23 protein-coding genes, 1 rRNA gene and 1 pseudogene are annotated in these 25,077 nt (G+C 37.0%); 17 read left to right on the forward strand and 8 right to left on the reverse strand.

The genetic code is table 11. The features are described 5' to 3' along the window. Window positions 1–193: 193 nt before the first annotated feature. Window positions 194–309 (forward strand): 5S ribosomal RNA (gene rrf / locus BMX01_RS06740). Window positions 310–409: 100 nt separating this feature from the next. Here the strand turns inward: rrf and BMX01_RS06745 are convergent. The 5 genes from BMX01_RS06745 to BMX01_RS06765 all read right to left on the reverse strand — a co-directional run bounded on the left by BMX01_RS06745 (window position 410) and on the right by BMX01_RS06765 (window position 2,944). Continuing rightward, window positions 410–676 (reverse strand): DsrH/TusB family sulfur relay protein, encoded by a 267-nt coding sequence (locus BMX01_RS06745; RefSeq protein ID WP_064082428.1) that lies wholly within the window; start codon window positions 674–676, stop codon window positions 410–412. 20 nt (window positions 677–696) lie between these two features. Continuing rightward, the gene (gene tusC / locus BMX01_RS06750; RefSeq protein WP_064082427.1) at window positions 697–1,068 is read right to left on the reverse strand and encodes a sulfurtransferase complex subunit TusC; all 372 of its coding nucleotides are present in this window, start codon (window positions 1,066–1,068) and stop codon (window positions 697–699) included. Between the two features lie 2 nt (window positions 1,069–1,070). Further along, a complete protein-coding gene (tusD, locus tag BMX01_RS06755) occupies window positions 1,071–1,448 on the reverse strand; it encodes a sulfurtransferase complex subunit TusD (protein ID WP_064082426.1) in 378 nt (125 codons plus the stop codon). Next, window positions 1,448–2,098 (reverse strand): helix-turn-helix transcriptional regulator, encoded by a 651-nt coding sequence (locus BMX01_RS06760; protein WP_074647996.1) that lies wholly within the window; start codon window positions 2,096–2,098, stop codon window positions 1,448–1,450. Before BMX01_RS06760 ends, tusD begins: the two co-directional genes overlap by 1 nt. Window positions 2,099–2,209: 111 nt before the next feature. Next, the gene (locus tag BMX01_RS06765) at window positions 2,210–2,944 is read right to left on the reverse strand and encodes an FKBP-type peptidyl-prolyl cis-trans isomerase (protein ID WP_064082424.1); all 735 of its coding nucleotides are present in this window, start codon (window positions 2,942–2,944) and stop codon (window positions 2,210–2,212) included. Window positions 2,945–3,032: 88 nt separating this feature from the next. Here BMX01_RS06765 and BMX01_RS06770 point away from each other — a divergent pair, with 88 nt between their 5' ends. From BMX01_RS06770 to BMX01_RS06805, 8 genes are all read left to right on the forward strand, one after another. Continuing rightward, window positions 3,033–3,254 carry a SlyX family protein gene (locus tag BMX01_RS06770; protein WP_010945656.1) on the forward strand — a complete coding sequence of 74 codons (222 nt, stop codon included), beginning with the start codon at window positions 3,033–3,035 and terminating at the stop codon, window positions 3,252–3,254. A 119-nt stretch (window positions 3,255–3,373) separates the two neighbouring features. Next, window positions 3,374–4,072, forward strand: a complete 699-nt coding sequence (gene mtnN, locus BMX01_RS06775; protein WP_064082423.1) for a 5'-methylthioadenosine/S-adenosylhomocysteine nucleosidase — start codon at window positions 3,374–3,376, stop codon at window positions 4,070–4,072. Window positions 4,073–4,242: 170 nt separating this feature from the next. Beyond that, complete coding sequence (gene rimO / locus BMX01_RS06780) at window positions 4,243–5,574, forward strand: 30S ribosomal protein S12 methylthiotransferase RimO (RefSeq protein WP_064082422.1); 1,332 nt, start codon at window positions 4,243–4,245, stop codon at window positions 5,572–5,574. 27 nt (window positions 5,575–5,601) lie between these two features. Then, on the forward strand, window positions 5,602–7,620 hold the full coding sequence (locus tag BMX01_RS06785; RefSeq protein WP_064082421.1) for a UDP-glucose:protein N-beta-glucosyltransferase: 2,019 nt from the start codon (window positions 5,602–5,604) through the stop codon (window positions 7,618–7,620). 108 nt (window positions 7,621–7,728) lie between these two features. Next, complete coding sequence (gene glmS, locus BMX01_RS06790; RefSeq protein WP_064082420.1) at window positions 7,729–9,561, forward strand: glutamine--fructose-6-phosphate transaminase (isomerizing); 1,833 nt, start codon at window positions 7,729–7,731, stop codon at window positions 9,559–9,561. 288 nt (window positions 9,562–9,849) lie between these two features. Continuing rightward, the gene (locus tag BMX01_RS06795) at window positions 9,850–10,335 is read left to right on the forward strand and encodes a hypothetical protein (protein WP_074647999.1); all 486 of its coding nucleotides are present in this window, start codon (window positions 9,850–9,852) and stop codon (window positions 10,333–10,335) included. A gap of 131 nt (window positions 10,336–10,466) precedes the next feature. Continuing rightward, entirely contained in the window at window positions 10,467–10,757 is a 291-nt protein-coding gene (locus tag BMX01_RS06800; protein WP_064082418.1) for a YfcZ/YiiS family protein, read from the forward strand. Window positions 10,758–11,212: 455 nt separating this feature from the next. Next, a complete protein-coding gene (locus tag BMX01_RS06805; RefSeq protein ID WP_064082417.1) occupies window positions 11,213–11,545 on the forward strand; it encodes a DMT family transporter in 333 nt (110 codons plus the stop codon). Window positions 11,546–11,641: 96 nt separating this feature from the next. On the opposite strand, the gene rfaD is transcribed toward BMX01_RS06805, so the two are convergent. Beyond that, a complete protein-coding gene (gene rfaD, locus BMX01_RS06810; RefSeq protein ID WP_064082416.1) occupies window positions 11,642–12,583 on the reverse strand; it encodes an ADP-glyceromanno-heptose 6-epimerase in 942 nt (313 codons plus the stop codon). 129 nt (window positions 12,584–12,712) lie between these two features. Beyond that, window positions 12,713–13,228: a peptide deformylase gene (gene def / locus BMX01_RS06815; RefSeq protein WP_064082415.1), complete on the reverse strand. Its 516-nt coding sequence runs from the start codon at window positions 13,226–13,228 to the stop codon at window positions 12,713–12,715. 188 nt (window positions 13,229–13,416) lie between these two features. Between def and dprA the strand changes: the two genes are divergently transcribed. Next, a complete protein-coding gene (gene dprA, locus BMX01_RS06820) occupies window positions 13,417–14,559 on the forward strand; it encodes a DNA-processing protein DprA (RefSeq protein WP_064082414.1) in 1,143 nt (380 codons plus the stop codon). Window positions 14,560–14,668: 109 nt separating this feature from the next. Here dprA and BMX01_RS06825 read toward each other — a convergent pair. Then, window positions 14,669–16,679: pseudogene (locus BMX01_RS06825) on the reverse strand (OPT family oligopeptide transporter). A 293-nt stretch (window positions 16,680–16,972) separates the two neighbouring features. Here BMX01_RS06825 and secE point away from each other — a divergent pair. From secE to rpoB, 7 genes are all read left to right on the forward strand, one after another. After that, window positions 16,973–17,389 (forward strand): preprotein translocase subunit SecE, encoded by a 417-nt coding sequence (secE, locus tag BMX01_RS06830; protein WP_064082413.1) that lies wholly within the window; start codon window positions 16,973–16,975, stop codon window positions 17,387–17,389. Window position 17,390: 1 nt separating this feature from the next. Next, entirely contained in the window at window positions 17,391–17,954 is a 564-nt protein-coding gene (gene nusG / locus BMX01_RS06835) for a transcription termination/antitermination protein NusG (protein ID WP_064082412.1), read from the forward strand. A gap of 187 nt (window positions 17,955–18,141) precedes the next feature. Beyond that, window positions 18,142–18,570: a 50S ribosomal protein L11 gene (rplK, locus tag BMX01_RS06840; RefSeq protein WP_005599211.1), complete on the forward strand. Its 429-nt coding sequence runs from the start codon at window positions 18,142–18,144 to the stop codon at window positions 18,568–18,570. A gap of 4 nt (window positions 18,571–18,574) precedes the next feature. After that, window positions 18,575–19,264 carry a 50S ribosomal protein L1 gene (gene rplA, locus BMX01_RS06845; RefSeq protein WP_010945641.1) on the forward strand — a complete coding sequence of 230 codons (690 nt, stop codon included), beginning with the start codon at window positions 18,575–18,577 and terminating at the stop codon, window positions 19,262–19,264. A gap of 274 nt (window positions 19,265–19,538) precedes the next feature. Then, complete coding sequence (gene rplJ, locus BMX01_RS06850; protein ID WP_010945640.1) at window positions 19,539–20,030, forward strand: 50S ribosomal protein L10; 492 nt, start codon at window positions 19,539–19,541, stop codon at window positions 20,028–20,030. A gap of 60 nt (window positions 20,031–20,090) precedes the next feature. Beyond that, window positions 20,091–20,456, forward strand: coding sequence for a 50S ribosomal protein L7/L12 (gene rplL / locus BMX01_RS06855; RefSeq protein WP_064082411.1), 366 nt, complete (start codon window positions 20,091–20,093; stop codon window positions 20,454–20,456). A gap of 454 nt (window positions 20,457–20,910) precedes the next feature. Beyond that, window positions 20,911–24,939: a DNA-directed RNA polymerase subunit beta gene (gene rpoB / locus BMX01_RS06860; protein WP_064082410.1), complete on the forward strand. Its 4,029-nt coding sequence runs from the start codon at window positions 20,911–20,913 to the stop codon at window positions 24,937–24,939. Window positions 24,940–25,077: the final 138 nt, after the last annotated feature.

A 25,077-nucleotide genomic window follows, 5' to 3' on the forward strand; every position in this document is an offset into this window, starting at 1 on the left:
GCGATAAGCCAGAGGAAGGATTATCGGATAGTCTGCAGAGACTAAGAGGTCTCAGAGAGAAGGAAATACTCAGACAGCTTGTTTTTAGTTTTATGACACTATAAAAGAACAAAGAAATAACAATCAATAGATAACAATCAGTCAATCAATAAATAAACAGACAAACAAAGACAGAATATCATCACCAGAATATTCTGGCGACAACAGTGCAGTGGTCCCACCTGAATCCATCCCGAACTCAGAAGTGAAACGCTGTTACGCCGATGGTAGTGTGGGGCTTCCCCATGTGAGAGTAGGTCATCGCCAGAGATTAATTACGACCCCGTAGCGACTGCTATGGGGTTTTTTGTTGTTTAAGGGGATAAAATAAAGAAATGAGCAAAATAACTAAAAAATAAAGCATAATTAATTAAAAGGCAATTTGTGGGAAATACTTTTCAGTTAATTTAATAAATTCTGTTAAAGAGATAGTTGGTATAGATAAGGATAAGTTTCTTGCTTGTGCATCTTGTGATAGTGCGAAAACGGGGGTTTTTTGAGTAAAAAGAAAGGGATATTTAACCGCTAATAATATGCCATCTTGCCACAATACTATTATGTCCTGTTTAGTTATATGGGTAAGTATAATTTGAAGGTCGTCTAATGAATAGTTAGCTTTTGAAAATGTATATAACATAATAATGATTCGATTTATGCTTAGAAAGTTAATACTTTCTCAGCTTGGTGAAGATGATGATAGATTGTTGAGCTTGAACAAAATTGTAATTTTTTTAAGATCCATTCTGTTTGCTGTAGTCCTCGAATGTCTATTGACTGCTGGCAAATAAAGCATTCATTTAAATCATATAATTCAATTAATTTGAAGGTAGATATGTGGTCTTTTTGTAGTAGTAGTTCTGGCTGTTGGTGAGCGATTAAATTAAATACGCCATCATTTATAAAACAGATAGCAATTTCGTCTTCATTACAAAATGCGCTTAGTGCGAGCAAGGCGTCTAATCCTTCTCTACTTGCTGAAGAAGCAAAGGGGGATTGAGTAAAAAGAATGGCTAATTTATATTTTTTCATAATTAAAATGTGAGTAATCGATCGGCAGTTAAAACGGCTCGACTAAAATCACCTAAACCGGACAATATAAATATATCCGCTAAATTATTCGTAGAGTCTGTGGAGGTTTGTTGATCGACAATACCGCGTCGCTGTGCTGCTGAGATACATAAATGTAATGCTAGTTTTTTGGATTTTGCTAAATGTTGCCATTTTTGTACTAAGTTGATTTCATCATTAGCGGGATTAACAAAACGATTTGCGTTATTGACTCCATCTTGAAAGAAAAAAATCTGTTTAATTTGATGCCCTGCTTTTAAAACTTCTTCTGCTATTTGATAAGCTAAATAGGCCCCTTGTCCGCCGTATACGGGGGATTTTATTGCAAATATATATACCATTAATTGTTACTATCCTGTTTTATTTGTCGAATGTAAAGGTAAACGGTATGACGAGAGATATTTAAGCGCGTAGCAACTTGATTAATTGCGTCTTTAATATCAAAAATGCCTTTTTCATAGAGTGAAATCACAATGTGGCGATTTTTGTTGTTGTTTGATATTTGCCGATCTGCCACCGTTTCCTCAATGGTTTGTGCAACTAATTCATCTACTGAACTAGCAAAGTTTACGCTGTTATTTTCGTCATCTTGTGTGCGTGGAATAAAAGAGGTTAAGAATTGTGTTGTTGGTATATCTAAATTAATATTGATGCAAATGAAGCCGATGACATGTTGTTTGCTGTTGCGAATAGCGATGGTGATTGATTTCATCAAAATCCCCCCGTTTAAGCGGGTAAAATAGGGTTTTGAAACGCTATCGGTTTGCATTTGATGTAATGATTTTAGTGCTTTATCGGTTAATGGTGAACCAATTTTGCGGTCGGTGTTGTGGCCATTAGCGATATAAATTGCAGAGTTTTCAAGGAATTCTAGTGAATGTAGTACAATCTCACAATGTTCACCAATCAGTGCAGCTATGCCGTCTACAATCGGGAAATAGGAGGCAAGAATAGCGTGGTCTTCTTCGCTAAAGGTTTGAAATTTTTTCATAAGGTATTGGGGAAGCGTTTGTTGTTCAGTTGCCTAGTGTAACCGATCCCAATAAAGAAAGTGGTCTAATTTGTGAAAAATTCTACAAATTAGACCGCTTTTATTCAAGTATTATTTTTTCTTTGATTGCGCGGCAGTTGGTTTGAAATCTAATAATTCAATTTCAAATTTCAATGTTGCATTTGCCGGTACTTTGCCTGATGGGCGGTCGCCATAAGCTAATTTAGGTGGTGCAACAATTTCCATTTTTCCACCTTTTTTCAGCATTGGAATCGCTTCAATCCACGCTGGAATTAATTGTTTTAATTGTAGTTCGATTGGTTCATTGCGTTCATATGAACTATCAAATACTGTGCCATCTGGTAATGTGCCTTTGTAGTGTGCTATTACGATATCTTCAGCTTTTGGTGATGCGCCTGTACCTGCTTTTTCAATTTTGTAGAGTAAGCCTGAAGCGGTTTTTTTCACGCCTGCTTTTTTCTCATATTCTGCGCGGAATTTGTCGCCCGCTTCTTTAGTTGCTTTACTTTTTTCAGCAGCTATTTTGCTTTCTTGTTTAGCAAGGTAAGTATCTAGTGCTTTTAATTGTTTTTGTAGTTCTTCGTCAGTAAGTTTACCGGTTTTTTTTAAGGTATCTTGTACGCCCGCTAAGATTTTCTCTTGATTATAAGAAAAAACCTCTTTTTGGGATTCAATGACGCCTTGGATATTTTTACCCATTAAGACACCTACCGCATAAGATGAATCATTCACAAATGCTTGATCTGCTTTTTCTGCAAATGTTGCTTGAGAGGCAAATAATGTACCTACTACTAATGCAAGAGTTGAGAGTTTATTTTTTAACATACATTTTTCCTTATAAAATAATTTGTTAAAAGAAAGGTTGATAGGGTAAAGTGTATTTCTGTTTTAAGCAACCTTTTTTGTAAAAGAGATGACCACCCAAAATGAGCTTTTAAACCGAATTGCTGAGTTGGAAACAAAAGTTGCTTTCCAAGACAATGTGATTGAGGAACTAAATCAAGTTTTAATTCATCATCAGTTTGTATTAGATAAGTTGCAAACGCAAGTTCGCCACTTTGCTAATAAGTTTAAAAATATTCAATCTAGTAATGTGGCTTCTCAAGCAGAAGAAACACCGCCCCCGCACTATTGATTATAAACTTTCTAAAGATTTTTGACAGTGTCTTAATGCGATTATTAGAATAATCTAGATGAATAGTAAATAATGTGAGCGGATAAATTAAATATTTATTGAACGAATAGAGGATAAAAATGAAATTAAAAATAGGTATTATTGGTGCAATGGCACAAGAAATAGAAATTTTACGTAAGTTAATGATGGATGTAAGTGTGCTTGAAATTGCTGGGTGTAAGATTTATGAAGGTAAAATAAATAATACGTGTGTTTCGTTGTTACAATCAGGTATTGGTAAGGTATCTGCAGCGATGGGGACTACGTTACTATTAGAATTAACTAAACCTAATATGGTTATTAATACGGGCTCAGCAGGTGGTTTAGCAGAAAATCTAAATGTGGGGGATATTGTTATTTCTACTGAAGTTCGCCATTATGATGTTGATGTGACTGCATTTGGTTATGAAATTGGACAATTGCCGGCGAATCCGGCTGCTTTTTTACCAAACGAACAGTTAGTAAATATGGCATTTAAAGAAACAAAAACAGCCGGTGTTAATGCTGTTGCGGGGTTAATTTGTAGTGGCGATCGCTTTGTTAATGGTGCGGAACAAATTACTACTATACGTCAACATTTTGATCAAGTGGTGGCGGTGGAAATGGAAGCAGCTGCAATAGCGCAAGTTTGTTATGCATTTGAGGTGCCTTTTGTTGTTGTACGTGCTATTTCTGATGTTGCGGATAAGTGCTCACATTTGTCATTTGAGGAATTTTTGCCTTTAGCGGCTGAAAAATCGTCAGAAATTGTGATCGCAATGTTAAACAATTTTAGTTAATGTTAGCGGGGAAGCGGTATAATTAATTGTGATTTTTGCAAAATAGACCGCTTTTTATCGCAATTTTGTTGCAAGTTTTATACAATAATCTACCTTTTAATCTACTATTAAAGGTAGGTTTTTTTATTTATTGATTACCGAACTTTAATTTTGCAAGAGTGGGTTGTGATATGAGAGATGTACCGAATATTGGTTTTATTAGTTTAGGTTGTCCTAAAAATTTAGTTGATTCAGAACGTATTTTGACGGAATTACGTAGTGATGGTTACAATATTATTCCAAGTTATGAAAATGCAGACTTAGTGATTGTTAATACCTGTGGTTTTATTGATAGTGCAGTGCAGGAGTCATTAGAAGCAGTCGGTGAAGCATTAAAAGAAAATGGTAAAGTGATTGTTACGGGATGTTTAGGGGCAAAAGAAAATCAAATTCGAGAAGTACATCCGAAAGTATTAGAAATTACCGGCCCGCATAGTTATGAAGCGGTTATGCAACATGTACATAAATATGTGCCACGTCCGGAACGTAATATGTATACTAGTTTGGTGCCAGCGCAAGGTGTTAAATTAACACCGAAACATTATGCGTATTTAAAAATTTCGGAAGGGTGTGATCATCGTTGTACTTTCTGTATTATTCCCTCAATGCGAGGTGATTTAGATAGCCGTCCGATTGTACAAATATTAGATGAAGCAAAACGATTAGTGGATTCTGGCGTAAAAGAATTATTAATTGTTTCGCAAGATACATCTGCTTATGCCTTAGATCAAACGAAAGAAAATCAAAATAAAACCGTCTTTTGGAATGGTGTACCAATTAAAAATAATTTAATTAGTTTATGTGAACAATTAGCTACATTAGGTATTTGGATACGTTTACATTACGTTTATCCGTATCCACACGTTGATAATTTAATTCCATTGATGGCTGAAGGTAAAATTTTGCCATATTTGGATATTCCGCTACAACACGCGAGTCCGAAAATCTTAAAGGCAATGAAGCGACCTGGCTCAATTGATCGTACTTTAGAGCGGATTAAACAATGGCGTGAAATTTGTCCGCAATTGACGTTACGTTCAACGTTTATTGTTGGTTTCCCTGGGGAAACGGAAGAAGATTTTCAAATGTTATTAGACTTCTTAACAGAAGCACAATTAGATAGAGTTGGATGTTTTAAATTTAGTCCTGTTGATGGTGCTGTTGCAAAAGAAATGGCTGAACAAGTTCCTGAAGAGGTGAAAGAAGATCGCTTTCATCGTTTTATGCAAGTTCAACAACGTATTTCTGTGGCTCGTTTACAACAAAAAATAGGTAAGACCTTAGCTATTATTATTGATGAAATAGATGAATATGGCATTATTGGTCGTTCGATGGGAGACGCGCCAGAAATTGATGGTGTTGTTTATGTAGATAACATTTCTCAGCAAGCTGTCACAGTTGGTCAAATTATATTGGTGACCATAACCAATGCCGATGAATATGATCTGTGGGGCACTTATTGATTTATTAACATAAAATAGGGTAAAAATATGGAATTACATTCTCCTAGCTTAGAAAAATTTGAAGCAGCGGTTATTGAAAAAGATTACGAATTAGCTTGTACTGAGTTATTAGCTATTTTAGATAAATTAGATAACAATTTTGGTACTTTACAAGATATTGAATTCGCATATCCACCTCAGTTAGAAGATTTGGAACAAGATAAAGTTGTTTATTTCTGTACAAGAATGGCAACGGTTATTACAACGCTTTTTACTGATGTTGAATTTGCTATTTCGAGCGCAGGAGCACAACGGTTTTTAGTTTTCCAACGTTGGTTATCGTTTATTTTTGCTAGCTCGCCTTTTATTAATGCAGACCATATTTTACAGAGTTATAACTGTAATCCAGATCGCGATATCGAAGATGATATTCATTTAGCGGCAACCAAAGAAGCGTTAATTAAATTCTGTGTTATGTACTTGCCAGAATCAAATTTAAAATTAAATCTTGATGCGGCTTGGAATGTTGATCCTGAGTTATGTGCATCACTTTGCTTTGCATTACAATCACCACGTTTTTTAGGCACTGTGGCAGCATATTCCAAAAGAAGTGCCATTTTGCAATGGTTCCCTGAGCATTTAGCACAATTAGCTAATCTAGATAATATACCGAGTGCTATTTCGCACGATGTTTATATGCACTGTAGTTATGATATTGCAGAAAATAAGCATGCGGTTAAAAAAGCATTAAATCAGGTTATTCGTCGCCATATTGTTAATGAATACGGTTGGCAAGATCGTGATACAACTCGCATTGGTTATCGGAATGATAAGCCCGTGATGGTGGTGTTACTAGAGCATTTCCATTCAGCCCATTCTATTTATCGCACTCATTCAACTTCAATGATTGCTGCTCGTGAACATTTTTATTTAATTGGTTTGGGGAGCAAAGCGGTTGATGCTAATGGACAAGCGGTATTTGATGAATTTCATTTGTTAGAAGATGACAATATGAAAGATAAATTAGATCATATTCGTTCTATTTGTGAACAAAATGGAGCAGCAATACTGTATATGCCTAGCGTTGGAATGGATTTAAGCACTATTTTTGTGAGTAATACGCGTCTAGCACCGATACAAGTGATTGCATTAGGCCACCCAGCCACAACATATTCAGAATTCATTGATTATGTGATTGTTGAAGAAGATTATATTGGTTCAGAGGCTTGTTTTAGTGAAACATTATTACCTTTACCAAAAGATGCTTTACCTTACGTACCATCGGCGTTAGCTCCTGAAAAAGTAGAATATCTGCTACGCGAAAATCCTGAAGTGGTTAATATTGGTATTGCTGCCACTACAATGAAGTTGAATCCATATTTTCTAGATGCATTAAAAGTGATTCGTGATCGAGCTAAAGTTAAAATTCACTTCCACTTTGCATTAGGGCAATCGACCGGCGTTACTCATCCTCATATTGCTCGTTTTATTAAATCCTATTTAGGCGATTCAGCGACAGCATATCCTCACGCACCTTATCATCAATATTTAACTGTGTTACGTAATTGCGATATGATGCTTAATCCATTCCCATTTGGTAATACTAATGGCATTATTGATATGGTGACTTTAGGACTGGTCGGCATTTGTAAAACCGGTGATGAAGTACATGAACATATTGATGAAGGACTGTTTAAACGCTTAGGTTTACCAGAATGGTTAATTGCAGATACTGTAGATGAATATATTGAATGTGCGCTACGTTTAGCGGAAAATCATACTGAACGTTTAGCATTGCGTCGACATATTATTGAGAATAATGGCTTAGCTACTTTATTTACCGGTGATCCTAGCCCTATGGGAAGCGTATTATTAGCCAAGTTAAATGAATGGCGAGAACAACAAAAAACAGCCGCGCCATTAAAGAAAACTAAATCTGTTAATAAAACTAACACAGTTAATAAAACTAAAGCGGTCAATAAAACTAAAAAAGTTGCAAAAAAAGCCACTGAAACTAATAAGTCAGTCACTAAAAAACCTGTAGCGAAGAAAAAACGCAGTAGCTAAGCTATTGTTCTTTTTCACACTTTCAAGGACTAGGTTAACTAAGCCTGATGTGTGTTGCTCGCGCTAAGTGGGAATTAATTATTTTTATATTTGGATAGGAAGTAAATTATGTGTGGAATTATGGGTGCAGTAGCACAACGTGATGTAGCGGATATTTTAGTCGATGGATTGCATCGATTAGAATATCGAGGCTACGATTCAGCAGGTGTAGCGGTACTAAATGAACAACACCATATGCAAATTATTCGGCGTGTAGGTAAAGTCAAAGCCCTTGAAGAAGCTGTGATAGGAGAAAAAGTACTTGGCGGCACAGGCATTGCACATACACGTTGGGCAACCCATGGGGAACCGTCCGAAATAAATGCACATCCTCATCGTAGTGGCAAAATAGCTGTCGTACATAATGGCATTATTGAAAATTATGAAGCATTAAAAGTTGAGTTACAACAACGCGGTTATATTTTTTCGTCACACGCTGATACAGAAGTAATTGCTCACTTAGTTGAATGGGAACTTCGTACGGCACATTCATTATTAGAAGCGGTCCAAAAAGCAGTGGTACAATTACGTGGCGCTTATGGAACAGTGGTAATGAATCAAGACGATCCAACTCGTCTAGTTGTCGCACGTTCAGGCAGTCCACTGGTAATTGGTTATGGTATTGGTGAAAATTTCATTGCTTCCGATCCTTTAGCATTATTGAGTGTAACGCATCGTTTTGCTTATTTAGAGGAAGGCGATGTAGCGGAAATTACTCGCCATACTGTAGCTATTTACAACCAAGCGGGTGAAGCGGTCACACGTGAAATTCATCAAGGCAATTTTGAACAAGATGCTGCAGATAAAGGTGTTTATCGCCATTATATGCAAAAAGAGATTTTTGAACAGCCGATTGCTATTATGAATACCTTAGCAGGTAGGATTAAAGATGGGCAGGTAAATATTGAAGCGATTGCACCTAATGCAGCGGATATTTTAGCTAAAGTAGAACATATTCAAATCGTAGCATGTGGCACATCTTACAATGCGGGAATGGTTGCTCGTTATTGGTTTGAAGAAATTGCTAATATAAGTTGTAATGTTGAGATTGCTTCGGAATTTCGTTACCGAAAATTTGTAGTGCAACCAAACAGCTTGCTTATTACTTTATCACAATCAGGTGAAACAGCCGATACGCTTGCCGCATTAAGGCTGGCTAAACAGTCCGGTTATATGGCAGCAATGACGATTTGTAATGTAGCAAGTTCGTCCTTGGTTCGTGAATCTGATTTTGCTTTTATGACCAAAGCGGGCATTGAAATTGGCGTTGCGTCCACTAAGGCATTTACTACGCAATTAACTTGCTTATTGTTACTGAGTGTGACCATCGGGCGTTTAAAAGGCCGTCTTTCTGTCGCACAAGAACAGCAAATTGTACAATCATTACAAAAATTGCCTTCCCAAATTGAGAGTGCTTTAGTTTTTGATAAAGAGATTGAGAAATTATCAGAAGATTTTGCGGATAAGCAACATACATTATTTTTAGGGCGAGGTGAATTTTATCCAATTGCAATGGAATCTGCATTAAAGTTAAAAGAAATCTCATATATTCATGCAGAAGCTTATGCAGCAGGTGAATTAAAACACGGGCCTTTAGCATTAATTGATAGTGAAATGCCGGTGGTGGTAGTCGCGCCTGAAAATGATTTACTCGAGAAAGTAAAATCAAATATTGAAGAAGTTCGCGCACGTGGCGGTCAATTATATGTATTTGCTGATCACGAAGCGGGCTTTGAACAGACGGTCGATTTTAAAACAATAGTATTACCGCGTGTTGATGCAGTAACGGCGCCTATTTTTTACACCGTACCATTACAATTACTCTCTTATCACATTGCATTAATTAAAGGCACGGATGTTGATCAACCACGTAATCTTGCTAAAGCAGTAACAGTCGAATAATCATAGATTAAATATGAAATAAGAGCCTCTCATATGTTGGAGAGGTTTTTTTATGATTAGAGAATGTATGCTACATATTAAAAAATTAAATTTGTTAAGTTGCGCATTTTTATTAAATAATAAATACTTAATAAATTATTTTGTAAATATCCTATTATTTTAGTTTTAATAATAAATTAAATTATTATAATATAAGCATTATTTTATGATATTTTTAGGCATTAAATGGAATTTTGTATTTGATTCCAAATAAGTGTAATTTTATTGTTAATGAATAGAGAAATAATAATGAAAATTAAATATCTCTTGGCTGTTATTTTTGCCTTTTTTTCTGCTAATTTAGTAGCAAATAGTTTATATCTTTTTGCGCAATATGATGGGCAGGAGATTTCTGGTAAATCTTATTATCCCAATCAGTCGGCTGCAGCAGATATTTATGTTAAGGTTTATCAGTTAGGTATGTCAGGTAGTGAAAACGTGCCTATTATCTCAACCAAGTCAGATACAAATGGACATTTTTATATTCCTGTTTCAGGTGATGGACCTTTTAAGGTGGTTGTAGAGGGACCTAATGGTTATCGGGCTGAGCGAATGGCGGATAATATTTTGAAGCGGTCGTTAGGACGTTCAGAATTTGAGTTATTGCGTGAAGATTTTGAAACCTTTAAAAATAAAATCTATTTACGTGATATTATTGGTGGTGTCGGTTATATGCTAGGTTTATTTGGTATTTTAGCGTTATTAGCGATTCGAAAAGAAAAAAATAGTAAATAAATTGTTTGCTTTACGGTCCATCAGGGAATATGAGTGATTTTTTAAAACAAGTAGCTTTTTAAGTTAATCAGTATAAAGCGGTTGTATTTTTAGTAAAAGTAAAAATTTTTAATGTAAAAAGAGGCTTTGCGATGAAATCAGATAAACCGATTGAATGTGTTGGCTGTAATACGTTTGATGTGGGATCGATTATTGATAACAGTGAACGTGATGCTAAATTTGAGAAAGTTTATGCGACACAAGAACAAGCTGAAGCGGTATTGGCAAAATTAGTGCAAAAGGCGCGCGATACGGAAATAGATCCTTGTGAAATTAGCAGTAATATTCTGCCGGTTGAGGCTGGTTTTTTATTAATGGCTAATTTTCATTTTAGTTGCCAAGCAGAAGTCGTGATTTTCCAATTAGGAACACGGGCATTTTAACAATGTTTTAAACAAACAGCTTATTAATGCAAATAATTTGCTGATTTTTGCTTAATTAGGCGGTTTTTTTGCAAAAAACTAGCGTTGTTACAAGGCACTTATTGCTGGGGTATGGATAATTATGAAAATGTTGTGTATCTATACCCTATTTTAATGTATTAGTTTCAAATTAAGCCTTTAGGCTGTCAAATTAAACGAATGTTTTCTTCGTTTTACCTCAATCCGCTACTTTAAACGCGATAGCGTGTCATTAAATAATTTATTCAATTAGTCGCATTTTTTTCGCTAAATTTTACCGCTTAAAAAGCAAGTAATCAAAATGTATGAGCCGATGACTTATTTCTTTGATATTCGCCAAGGTTATGATGTGCAATATATGATGAAAGAAGACGTGATCGCCGAAGTTAATGTTGCACAGCAAAAATAAACTCACTAATGAGTAGATGGAGAAAATAATGAATCCCTGGCTTTTATTAGCATTTACAATTGTGATTGAAGTGGTGGGCAGTAGTTGTATTAAAGCCAGTGATGGTTTTAGTAAACCATTACCTACAGTGGTGGCAATTGGTTCTTTTATCATTGCACTTTATTTATTGTCGATCATTACCAAAATACTACCGCTAGGTATTGTCTATGCGGTGTGGTCTGGCGTGGGAATTATATTAACCTCGTTAGTTGCCTATTTCGCTTTTGGACAAAAGTTAGATCTGCCGGGAGGAATTGGCATCACTTTAATTCTGCTTGGTGTGTTAGTGATTAATTTATTTTCACAACATTCCAATCATTAAGTCATTAACATAAATAAGCGGTTAGTTTTGGCAAAAAAGTTGCGAAAACTAACCGCTTTTGTTGTTGTAATTGAGTGGTTAAAACAGTAAAAACGATTATTCGGTGGTCAATGAATGATTTAACCAGCTCATATAGGCTTTAGTGCCTTCTGCGACCGTTTTGAAATTATCTTGATAACCAGCCGCGCGTAATTTAGTTAAGTCCGCTTGAGTAAAGGTTTGATAACGCGATTTTAAATGATCGGGGAACGGAATGGTCTCAATATGTCCTTTCCCGTGAAAATCAATCACCGCTTGAGCAACGGTTTGGAATGATTCTGCTTTACCTGTGCCGAGATTATAGATCCCTGAAATATTATTTTTCCACGCCCAAATATTGACTTTAGCCACATCTTCAACATACACGAAATCACGTAAAAAATGCTCAGAACCAGCAAATAATTTTGGATTTTCACCTTTTAACATTTGGTTATTAAGATGGAAAGCCACGCTAGCCATCGATCCTTTATGTTGTTCACGTGGACCATAAACATTGAAATATTTAAAGCCACAAATAGCGGAATTTGCTTCAGGTAAAAGGCGACGAACATATTCATCAAATAGGAATTTGGAATAGCCATAGGCATTTAATGGGCCTTCAAATTTCCGTTCTTCGATAAAATTATCAGCGCGACCGCCATAAGTGGCAGCGCTAGAAGCATATAAAAATGGAATTTGGCGATCTACACAAAAATGTAATAACTCTTTGGAATATTCATAATTATTTTGCATTAAATATTTGCCATTCCATTCGGTTGTTGAGGAACAAGCACCTTGGTGAAAAATTGCGTCAATCTCACCAAAATCATCACCAGCAATAATCGAAGCAATAAAATCATCTTTATCGCAATAATCCGTGATATCTAAATCCACTAAGTTAATGAATTTTTCACCATTTTTTAGGTTATCTACCACTAAAATGTCTTTTCTGCCAATATCATTTAACGCATTAATGATGTTGCTGCCGATCATACCAAAACCGCCAGTTACGATAATCATAGCTTTTTTCCTCTTTAAAACATAAAAGTGAAGTTATTATCGTTCGATCGCAAGGAATTTACAAATATTGTTAGGAATTGCGCTTGTTATTAGCGAGGCTCTCTCTAGGTAAGAGAGAGCGGAGAGAAGTTATGCTTTGGCTCGATAGAGTTGTTTTTTCAATTTTTGCATTTTGTCTTTTATACGTTGGCGTTTTAAATTAGAGATATGATCAACAAAGACAATGCCATTTAGATGATCGATTTCGTGCTGAATACAAATAGCAAAGAGATCATCGGCGTGGTAAATCACTTCTTCTCCTTGGCGATTTAGTGCTTTGACGGTGATCTTTTCTTTACGAGGGACTAAGGCTCGATAGCCTGGGATAGATAAGCAACCTTCTTCAATCCCCGTTTCGCCACACGACTCTAAAATTTCTGGATTAATTAATACTACTTGATTAGTTTTATCACCTTCTATATCAATGGTAATAACTCGCTTTAATACTCCCACTTGTGAGGCTGCGAGTCCGATACCGCCTTCTTGATACATTGTATCAAACATATCATCGATGAATTGATTTAATTCATCATCAACTTGTGTAACCGGTTCACATACTTTAGTTAATCGGTCATCTGGATAAAGTACTACTTGTAAAACTGACATTTTTGTGATCTCAATCGAAAAATAAAAAATTATTCATTGGTTAATTAACTCGTTTTCTTATGATCGAATTATTTGTCCTTATTGGGCAATTGCGATATGAATAAAAACGTGTGCTTAACTTACCTTTTTAATCGTTATTTGTCCATTCTTCCTGTTAATAATCAATTATTAATTTAGAGAACTTATTAATGAAACAATTGGCATTACTTAAATTATTGCAGATTCCACAACTAGGCCCACAGCGGATTGCACGTTTATTAAATCAAATTGATTTTGCTGAATTTTGTCAATATAGCAAAACAGAACTACAGCAAATGGGATGGAATGACAAACAAATTCAATGTTGGTTTCAGCCTGAAATGCGTTGGATTGATCGGGCAATAACTTGGGCAGAACAGCCAAATCAACGGCTTGTGACACTGTTTGATAAAGATTATCCCTTTTTATTACAGCAAATTAGCACTGCACCACTATTATTATTTGTGCGTGGTTCGGTGGCTAGCTTAACTCTGCTACAAATTGCGATTGTTGGCAGTCGTGATTATTCTCCTTATGGAGAGTATTGGGCCTCTTATTTTACACGCGAATTAATTGAGCAAGGTTTTGCGGTAACAAGTGGCTTGGCGATTGGCATTGATGGTTTTTGTCATCAACAAGCAGTAAAACAGCAAGCGGTGACTATTGCTGTATTAGGTAGCGGTTTAGATCAAGTTTATCCCGCACGTCATAAAAAATTAGCAGAACAAATTATTGCGAATGGTGGAGCATTAGTGTCAGAGTTTTTTCCCGATCAACCCCCGCTAGCGGAACATTTTCCTCGTCGAAATCGTATTATTAGTGGCTTGTCACTTGGTACTTTAGTGGTAGAAGCAACGATTAATAGTGGCTCATTAATTACCGCACGCTATGCTTTAGAGCAAGGGCGAGAGGTCTTTGCTTTGCCGAATACTGCACAAAATCCTTATGCAGCAGGTTGCCATCAATTGATTAAGGAAGGCGCTATTTTAACCGAATCGATAGCGGATATTTTACAAGCGATTCAGCATCAATATCGACCATCAGCTAAGCTAGTTAATGCAAATAGCGTGAATAATTCCCCTAATATTGCTAATCAGCAATTGACAATACCGTTAACGGATAAAACATTGCCGGATTTGACCGCTTGTCAGCAACAGATTATGCAAAATATCAGTTTTACGCCGATTGCAATAGATGATTTAGCTAAAGCAACGGATATAGCGGTCGAAATATTATTAGTTGAGCTACTTGGTTTAGAATTATTAGGTATGATTAAACAGGTTTGTGGGGGATATGTAGTGACACAGGCATAACAATCGCTAGAGAGTTAGGTAAATTTAGGGCGAAATAGCACAGCAAAAAGGCATAAAAAATAATGCTTGCCGTTAAAGACGACAAGCATTATTTAAGGATAAAGAAAGCTTATTTCTTCGCTTGTAGCACACGATAGCTAAAAAGAGCACAACAGCTAATAAATAAAGTTAAACCGAAAATCTCTGCCATCGCGCCCCAATTTTCAATATGTAACGCTAATGGTGTATCAGAACCGCCCGAGGTGACAGAACCCGCAATAATAAATGCGAGTAGAACACCAACTAAGCTTTCACCGACAATCAAACCTGCGGCAAATAATGTGCCATAACGCTCTGCTTTTTTATTCAGTAATTTCACATCTTTGCCTGTTTGTTGTGCATAACGTTTAAGATGGCGACTAATAAGCCAAGAAAGTAGTGCGCCGATAATCAGCGGTGCAGTCACGACAGGGGGCAAATAAATGCCAATTCCTACCGCTAATGTAGGTAAGCTAAAACGGCCGAGACTCGTTTTTTTGACTACAGTATCAATTATGATTAAACCAATACCAAAAGCAATACCAATAAAAATATAAGTCCATTCTAAACTATTTGAGAAAATACCGTTGGCAATCGTCATCATAATCGTCGCTTGCGGTGCGGAAAGTGCTTGGCTTGCATTCATTTCAGCCCGTGGCATTGCACCGGCAAAACCATAAGCGTGGTAGAGAATTTCTAGCACTGGTGTGATGACTAACGCGCCTACGACACAACCAATAATTAAGGCAAACTGTTGTCTCCACGGCGTGGCTTTAACTAAATAGCCCGTTTTTAAATCTTGTAAGTTATCGTTAGAAATTGTGGAAATACAAAAGACAATGGCTGCGGTAAAGATCGTTAATGCGGTTAAAAAACGTTGGCCATCTTCTGTTTCCATAAGCCCGGATAGATTACCGACTACCATCAAAATCAATGAAATTAATACAATTGAGATAATCCCAATGCCAGAAATGGGACTTGATGATGATCCAACTAAACCCGCCATATAACCCGAAGCTGCCGCCACTAAAAAACCGACGACAATCGCCAAAAGTGTGCAAATAACAACTAGGAAAAAGGAAAATTCTAGCGATAATCCGACCGGTTGTAAGAAACTGACTAACGCCACTACAATTAATACAACACTCGCTAGAATGGTGTAGACTATGGTTTTAGGCGATAGATCTTGCATTGTTCTTTCAATACTTTGTGAACTAGCATCTTTTAATGCTCGAAAGGCGTGTGACATTCCTTGCACCATTGGCTTGAATAATACTAATAACGTCCAAATGACAGCAATACCAATCGTACCCACCCCAATAAAGCGAACTTTACTTTTCCATATATTCATTGCAAAAGTAATCATGTCTGTATCTGCTGGCATCATTGTTGTGGCAGTAAAATAAGGAACAGCAATACCCCAAGTAAATAGGGCACCCACTAATATTGCAATACCGCCCACGATACCCACTAAATAGCCTGCGCCTAATAATGCAAATGAAATGTCCATCGGTAATTGAAATATTGCATTACCACCTTTAAACCAAAAACTAGTACTATCAGCAACAACTCGTAAACCATTCGTTAAAAAACTCACAATTGCGGCTAAAACACCGCCAGAAATAATTTCTTTTACACCGCTATCTTTGCTATTAGTTTCTTCACCCGCTTTTAAAATTTCTGCGGCGGCTACGCCCTCAGGGTAAGGCAAAGTGCTTTTCACTACCATCACATTACGTAATGGCACAGTAAAAATAACCCCCTAAAATCCCCCCTGAAATACAGATCAATAATGTTTGCCAAAAAGGAAAGGATTGCCAATATCCCATCATTAATAATGCAGGTAATACAAATATAACAGAAGAAAGCGTGCCTGCGGCGGAAGCTTGTGTTTGAACCATATTGTTTTCAAGGATATTGGCACCTTTAAACATTTTTAGCACCGCCATAGAAATGACCGCAGCAGGAATAGATGAAGCAAAAGTTATCCCTACTTTTAAGCCTAAATATACATTTGATGCAGTAAATACGACAGTGATTAACGCCCCTAATATCATTCCCCTTAGCGTTAGTTCCCTTAGCTCAATAGGTTGATTATTCATATATCCTCCAAAAAATTATAGGTAAAGTTATTATTTAAATTTGTTATTGAATTTATTTCGGCATATTTTTACCTAACCGCTATAAAAAATGTGTTGTTTTTTTATGTAAAAAGGACCACTTATTTAATCTAAATACATAGATCCTGTTTATTGTTTTATACTAAATATGTGTTGAAAACAATAAATTTTTCTAAATAAAGAATAAAAGATCGTGGCAACCAAGCCTAAAAAGGTTATAATCTCATGATTATTAAAAAATAATAGTTATCTTTTTTACAAAATTTAGGTTTTATATGGCTACTGATATTAAAAAGAAAAACGCTGAGCAGATCGACGAAGAAAAGGGGATTAAAAGTAAAGCAGTAAATGGCTCATTATGGTCAATTGCTATTTTACTACTCACTGTGGCTGCGGTTGGTAATGCATATTTTGCATCACATTTTAGCTTGATCGTACGGGTATTATTACTTGTCGTATTAATCGGTGGTGCTGTTGGTTTTGCTGCCATTACTAATCAAGGCAAAAAAGCAATTGCATTTGCTAAAGAATCTCGCACAGAACTTAGAAAGATCATTTGGCCTACTCGCCCTGAGGCGACACAAACAACATTAATTGTGGTTGCGGTGTGTGTTGTCGTCTCATTGATATTATGGGGTATCGACTCTATTATCGTTACATTGGTTACATTTTTAACAAATTTAAGGTTCTAAGATGAGCGAAGTAGAAAAGACAGAAACATCAAAAATGCGTTGGTACGTATTACAAGCATTTTCAGGTTTTGAAAACCGTGTTGCAGTAACATTACGTGAATATATTAAATTACATCAAATGGAAGACCAATTTGGTGAAGTATTAGTGCCGACTGAAGAAGTGGTAGAAAATATTGGTGGTAAAAGCCGTCGTACTGAACGTAAATTTTTCCCAGGCTACGTATTAGTACAAATGGAAATGAATGATGATACTTGGCATTTAGTTAAAAGTGTGCCACGTGTAATGGGCTTCATTGGTGGTACGGCTGATAAACCAGCTGCTATTTCTAAACGCGAAGCAGATCGCATTTTAAACCGAGTACAAGAAACTGCGGATAAACCTCGCCATCGTAATGAATATCATCCAGGCGAAAATGTACGCGTGACGGAAGGACCATTTGCTGACTTCACTGGTACAGTAGAAGAAGTTGATTATGAGAAAGGTCGCTTAAAAGTATCAGTCTCAATTTTTGGTCGAGCAACACCTGTTGAACTTGAGTTTGGTCAAGTTGAAAAGCAATTTTAGTCGTGCTTGCTAAATAAACAAAATAGTGATAATTAGTTAATTTAATTGCTTAATTCTAGATTTTTTGCTTGAAAAATGATCGCAATATATTTAGAATGCACAGCCTCGAGTTAGCTTGCTAACTCGTTTTTTATGTAACAGGGGAGCCGATAACGGCGTTATTACCCATTTAGAAGGAAACTTAAACATGGCAAAAAAAGTCCAAGCATACGTTAAGTTGCAAGTTGCAGCGGGTATGGCTAATCCATCACCACCAGTTGGTCCAGCATTAGGTCAACAAGGTGTTAATATCATGGAATTCTGTAAAGCATTCAATGCACGCACTGAGAGTTTAGAAAAAGGGTTACCTATTCCTGTTGTTATCACTGTTTATGCAGACCGTTCATTTACTTTCGTTACTAAAACTCCACCAGCAGCGGTGTTACTTAAAAAAGCAGTAGGTATCAAGTCTGGTTCAGGTAAACCAAACAAAGATAAAGTAGGTACGGTAACGCAAGAGCAATTACGTCAAATCGCAGAAACTAAAGCAGCGGATATGACGGGTGCAACTATCGAAACTAAAATGAAATCAATTGCTGGTACAGCTCGCTCAATGGGCTTGATCGTAGAGGAATAATACAATGGCTAAATTGACTAAAAAAATGAAAGCAATTAAAGCTGGCGTAGATTCTACTAAAGCTTATGAAATCAACGAAGCTATCGCACTTTTAAAACAATTTGCAACAGCAAAATTCGTTGAAAGCGTAGATGTAGCGGTAAATTTAGGTATTGATCCTCGTAAATCAGACCAAAACGTACGTGGTGCAACAGTATTACCACACGGTACAGGCCGTTCTGCTCGTGTCGCAGTATTCACACAAGGTGCAAATGCAGAAGCAGCAAAAGCAGCAGGTGCTGATTTAGTTGGTATGGAAGACTTAGCTGAGCAAATCAAAAAAGGTGAAATGAATTTTGATGTTGTTATCGCTTCTCCAGATGCAATGCGTGTTGTTGGTCAATTAGGTCAAGTGTTAGGTCCTCGTGGCTTAATGCCAAACCCAAAAGTTGGTACTGTAACATTAAATGTGGCTGAAGCGGTTAAAAATGCAAAATCAGGTCAGATCCGTTACCGTAATGATAAAAATGGTATTATCCATACAACAATTGGTAAAGTTGATTTCTCTGAAGTACAATTAAAAGAAAACCTTCAAGCATTGTTAGCAGCATTAAATAAAGCTAAACCAACCACTGCGAAAGGTATCTTCATTAAGAAAGTAAGTGTCTCTACAACAATGGGCGCGGGTGTAGCTGTTGAGCAAACCTCACTTTAATACTGACTTTACAGGGTCGTATTATCGCGTATAATTTCGACCTTAACTTGCGCGAGCAAGCTGATGGTGCTTAGCCTATCTAAGCCCCATCCAAGACCGTAGGTGGATAGCTTGCTATTCTTAATAACAAGCCTACGTAGATGGTGAACAGACAGAATTATCTGCTTCTGGACACCTTAGCCTCAAGAAGATACCGTATTAAGCGGTAATATTTTGGGGATTTTTTGTAAATTCTGCTCACGAAAGTGGCAGAGTGTATCAGGAGCTAAAACCAATGGCATTAAATCTTCAAGACAAACAAGCAATTGTTGCTGAAGTAAATGAAGCAGCCAAAGGTGCCCTTTCAGCTGTTGTTGCGGATTCTCGTGGCGTCACAGTTGAAAAAATGACTGAGTTACGTAAATCTGCTCGTGAAGCTGGTGTAACAATGCGCGTTGTTCGTAATACTTTATTACGTCGTGCGGTTGAAGGCACAGAATTCGAATGCTTAACAGATACGTTTACTGGTCCAACTCTTATTGCATTTTCTAATGAACATCCAGGTGCAGCTGCACGTTTGTTTACAGAATTTGCGAAAACAAATAAAGAGTTTGAACTTAAAGGTGCAGCCTTTGAAGGTAAAGTACAAAATGTAGAGTTCTTAGCTACATTACCAACTTACGAAGAAGCAATTGCACGTTTAATGGGCACAATGAAAGAAGCTGCGGCAGGCAAACTTGTTCGCACTTTTGCAGCATTACGCGACAAATTACAAGAAGCTGCATAATTTTTTGCAGAAAACTTCTTAACTCGTTTAACAACTTATTTACTTTAGGAATTGATTGTTATGTCATTAACTAACGAACAAATTATTGAAGCGATCGCTTCTAAATCAGTATCAGAAATCGTTGAATTAATCACCGCGATGGAAGAAAAATTCGGTGTTTCAGCAGCGGCAGCAGTAGCAGCAGCAGCTCCAGCGGCGGCGGCAGCAGAAGAAAAAACTGAATTCGATGTAGTATTAGCTAACGCAGGTGCTAATAAAGTTGCTGTAATCAAAGCAGTACGTGGTGCAACAGGTTTAGGCTTAAAAGAAGCTAAAGACTTAGTTGAATCTGCTCCAGCAACCTTAAAAGAAGGTATTTCGAAACCAGAAGCTGAAGCGCTTAAGAAAGAATTAGAAGATGCTGGTGCACAAGTAGAAATCAAATAATTTTGATTTAACTTACTAGAATATTCAAGTTCAATTAACCCCGGTGGAAACATCGGGGTTTTTTATAAATATGGGTTAATAATGTGTAATATATAGTCAATTAAATGATTTGACTTAGGCTTATTTAAGTGAGTCTGTTAAGTAAATTGGCTATTGCTAAATGTGTATTAATTTGTTAGAATTAAGGATCATTTTTTGTGTATATGGCTGACGATGAATCTCGTCAGCCTTTTGTGCTTTAAAAAAATCCAACTAATTTTGTCATTTTAATTGTTGGATATTGATATTGTAAAAACTCTTCCCCAATTTACCGCTTGCAGTAGTGATTTTTGACTCAAGAATGAGTGATTGGAAAATGACACCTCGTACTCTTTTAATGCCACTTCCAACCGAGTTTTTCTCGTGCGGATTGTGAAATCTCAACCAACATAAAAAATCAGAGGCTATCTAAAAAATGGCATACTCATATTCCGAGAAAAAGCGTATTCGTAAAAGCTTTGGTAAACGTCCACAAGTTCTTAATGTACCTTACCTATTAACAATTCAGCTTGATTCTTATGAAAAATTTATTCATAGAGATTTAGATGGACAACAAGGTTTAGAAGCGGCATTCCGCTCAGTGTTTCCAATCGTTAGTAATAATGGTTCTACTGAATTGCAATACGTTTCTTATGAATTAGGTGAACCTGTATTTGATGTACGTGAATGTCAAATTCGTGGTACCACTTATGCTGCCCCATTACGCGTAAAACTTCGTTTAGTTGCGTTCGATCGTGAAGCTGCTGCTGGCACGGTGAAAGATATTAAAGAACAAAATGTGTATATGGGTGAAATTCCATTAATGACAGATAATGGTACTTTTGTAATTAATGGTACAGAGCGTGTAATCGTTTCACAATTACATCGTAGTCCTGGCGTTTTCTTTGATTCAGATAAAGGTAAAACGCATTCTTCAGGTAAAGTGTTGTATAACGCACGTATTATCCCTTATCGTGGTTCATGGCTAGATTTTGAGTTTGATCCAAAAGATAACCTTTATGCGCGTATTGACCGCCGTCGTAAATTACCTGCTACCATCATTTTACGTGCATTAGGCTATACCACAGAAGAAATCTTAACGATGTTCTTCGAGAAAGTATTGTTTGAAATTCAAGATAATAAATTATTAATGATATTGGTGCCGGAACGCTTACGTGGTGAGACTGCGGCATTTGATATTGAAGCTAATGGTAAAATTTATGTAGAACGTGGTCGTCGTATTACTGCACGCCATATTCGTACATTAGAAAAAGATGGTATTACTCAAATTGAGGTGCCGGTAGAGTATATTGTGGGTAAAGTTGCTGCGAAAGATTATGTTGATCTTTCAACAGGTGAATTAGTGTGCCCAGCTAATACGGAAATCTCTATGGATATGCTAGCGAAATTATCGCAAGCGGGCTATGAAGAGCTTGAAGTATTATTTACTAATGATTTAGATCACGGTCCTTATATTTCAGAAACGTTACGTGTTGACTCAACTTATGATCGTTTAAGCGCATTAGTTGAAATTTATCGAATGATGCGTCCGGGAGAGCCACCAACAAAAGAAGCGGCAGAAGCATTATTTGATAATATGTTCTTCTCTGCGGATCGTTACGATTTATCAGCAGTGGGTCGAATGAAATTTAATCGTTCATTAAATATTCCAGAAGGTGTAGGAACGGGTATTTTAACGAATGATGATATCACCGGTGTGATGAAAAAATTAATTGAAATCCGTAATGGTCGTGGTGAAGTAGATGATATTGACCACTTAGGTAATCGTCGTATTCGTTCAGTAGGGGAAATGGCAGAAAATCAATTCCGCATTGGTTTAGTACGTGTTGAACGTGCCGTACGTGAACGTTTATCCTTAGGTGATTTAGATGGAATTACCCCGCAAGATTTAATTAATGCGAAACCTATTTCAGCGGCAGTTAAAGAATTTTTTGGTTCTTCACAACTTTCGCAATTTATGGATCAAAACAATCCGCTTTCAGAGGTTACACATAAACGTCGTATTTCAGCATTAGGTCCTGGTGGTTTAACACGTGAGCGTGCAGGCTTTGAGGTGCGAGATGTACACCCGACGCACTATGGTCGCTTATGTCCGATTGAAACGCCAGAGGGGCCAAACATTGGTTTGATTAACTCACTTTCTGTATATGCACGTACCAATAACTATGGTTTCTTAGAAACGCCATTCCGTAAAGTAGTGAATGGGCAAGTCACAGAAGAGATTGAATATTTATCAGCGATTGAAGAAGGTAATTATGTTGTTGCCCAGGCTAACTCAAACTTAGATGAGCACTTCCGTTTTACAGATACGTATGTCACTTGTCGTGGTGAACACGGTGAATCAGGCTTATATAAACCTGAAGATATTCACTATATGGATATTTCAACACAACAAGTGGTTTCTGTCGCTGCAGCATTAATTCCATTCTTAGAACACGATGATGCAAACCGTGCCTTAATGGGCGCTAACATGCAACGTCAAGCAGTCCCAACATTACGTGCAGATAAACCGCTTGTTGGTACGGGTATGGAAAAACCGATTGCGCTTGACTCTGGTGTGGCAATTGTTGCCAAACGTGGTGGTATTATACAGCGTGTTGATGCATCGCGTATTGTGGTTAAGGTGAATGAAGATGAAACTATTCCGGGCGAAGCGGGCATTGATATCTATAACTTAATTAAATATACCCGTTCAAACCAAAATACGTGTATCAATCAAATTCCTTGTGTGAATTTAGGCGAACCAGTGGCGCGTGGTGAGATCTTGGCAGATGGCCCTTCAACCGATTTAGGTGAGTTAGCATTAGGTCAAAATATCCGCGTGGCATTTATGCCTTGGAATGGCTATAACTTTGAAGACTCAATGTTAGTGTCTGAACGCGTGGTGCAAGAAGATCGCTTTACCACAATTCATATTCAAGAATTATCTTGTGTAGCACGTGATACTAAATTAGGTGCAGAAGAAATTACGGCAGATATTCCGAATGTGGGTGAATCAGCATTAAGTAAACTAGATGAATCTGGTATTGTTTATGTTGGTGCAGGGGTTAAAGGTGGTGATATCTTAGTCGGTAAAGTAACGCCGAAAGGTGAAACCCAATTAACACCAGAAGAAAAATTATTACGTGCAATTTTTGGTGAAAAAGCATCGGATGTAAAAGATTCTTCGTTACGTGTACCAAATGGTACTTCAGGTACGGTAATTGACGTACAAGTATTTACGCGTGATGGCGTTGAGAAAGATAAACGCGCTTTAGAAATCGAAGAAATGCAACTTCGTGAAGCGAAAAAAGATTTAACTGAAGAGTTAGAGATTTTAGAAGCGGGTTTATTTACTCGTGTACGTAACTTGTTAATTGAAAGTGGTGTATCTGAAGCTAACTTAAATAATGTAGTGCGTGAGAAATGGCTAGAACAGACATTAGATGACGAAGCAAAACAAAATCAGTTAGAACAACTTGCAGAACAGCACGAAGAATTATGCAAAGAGTTTGAGCGTAAACTTGAAATCAAACGCAATAAGATCATTCAAGGTGATGATTTAGCACCGGGCGTGTTAAAGGTTGTTAAAGTTTATTTAGCGTTTCGTCGTCAAATTCAACCGGGCGATAAAATGGCCGGTCGCCATGGTAATAAGGGTGTTATCTCAAAAATCAACCCTGTTGAAGATATGCCATACGATGAAAATGGTGAGCCAGTTGAGATTGTGTTAAATCCATTAGGTGTACCGTCGCGTATGAACATTGGTCAGATTTTAGAAACTCATTTAGGCTTAGCGGCTAGAGGGATTGGCGATCAGATCAATGCTATGATTAAACAACAGCAAGAAGTAACTAAATTACGCGAATATATCCAAAAAGCGTATGACTTAGGTCATGGTTCACAAGTTGTTGATTTAAGTACCTTTACGGATGAAGAGGTCATGCGTTTAGCGCAAAATTTACGTAAAGGATTACCGCTTGCTACACCAGTATTTGATGGTGCGCATGAAGCGGAAATTAAAGGCTTATTAGAATTAGGTGGTTTACCTACTTCAGGTCAAATTACCTTATTTGATGGTCGTACGGGTGAGAAATTTGAGCGTCCTGTAACAGTTGGTTACATGTATATGCTCAAATTGAACCACTTAGTTGATGACAAAATGCATGCTCGTTCAACCGGTTCTTATAGTCTTGTTACCCAACAACCACTTGGTGGTAAAGCACAATTCGGTGGTCAGCGTTTTGGTGAGATGGAGGTTTGGGCATTAGAAGCATACGGTGCAGCCTATACCTTACAAGAAATGCTAACGGTTAAATCGGATGACGTGAATGGCCGTACTAAGATGTATAAAAACATTGTAGACGGTACACATCAAATGGAACCGGGTATGCCAGAATCATTCAACGTATTGTTGAAAGAGATTCGCGCATTGGGTATTGATATGGAGTTAGACGAAGATTAAGCAAGCGCATTTGGCTATATTAAATGAGAGTTAACCGCCTTGGTCTTCGAAACAAGCGGTCTAAATAGTAGATTTTTCAGCACATTAGACCGCTTGTACAACCAAGATTTCACGTTTGGAGCTTGCGTTCCAGACAAA

The sequence above is a fragment of the [Haemophilus] ducreyi genome, assembly GCF_900109315.1.
Classification (GTDB): domain Bacteria; phylum Pseudomonadota; class Gammaproteobacteria; order Enterobacterales; family Pasteurellaceae; genus Haemophilus_B; species Haemophilus_B ducreyi.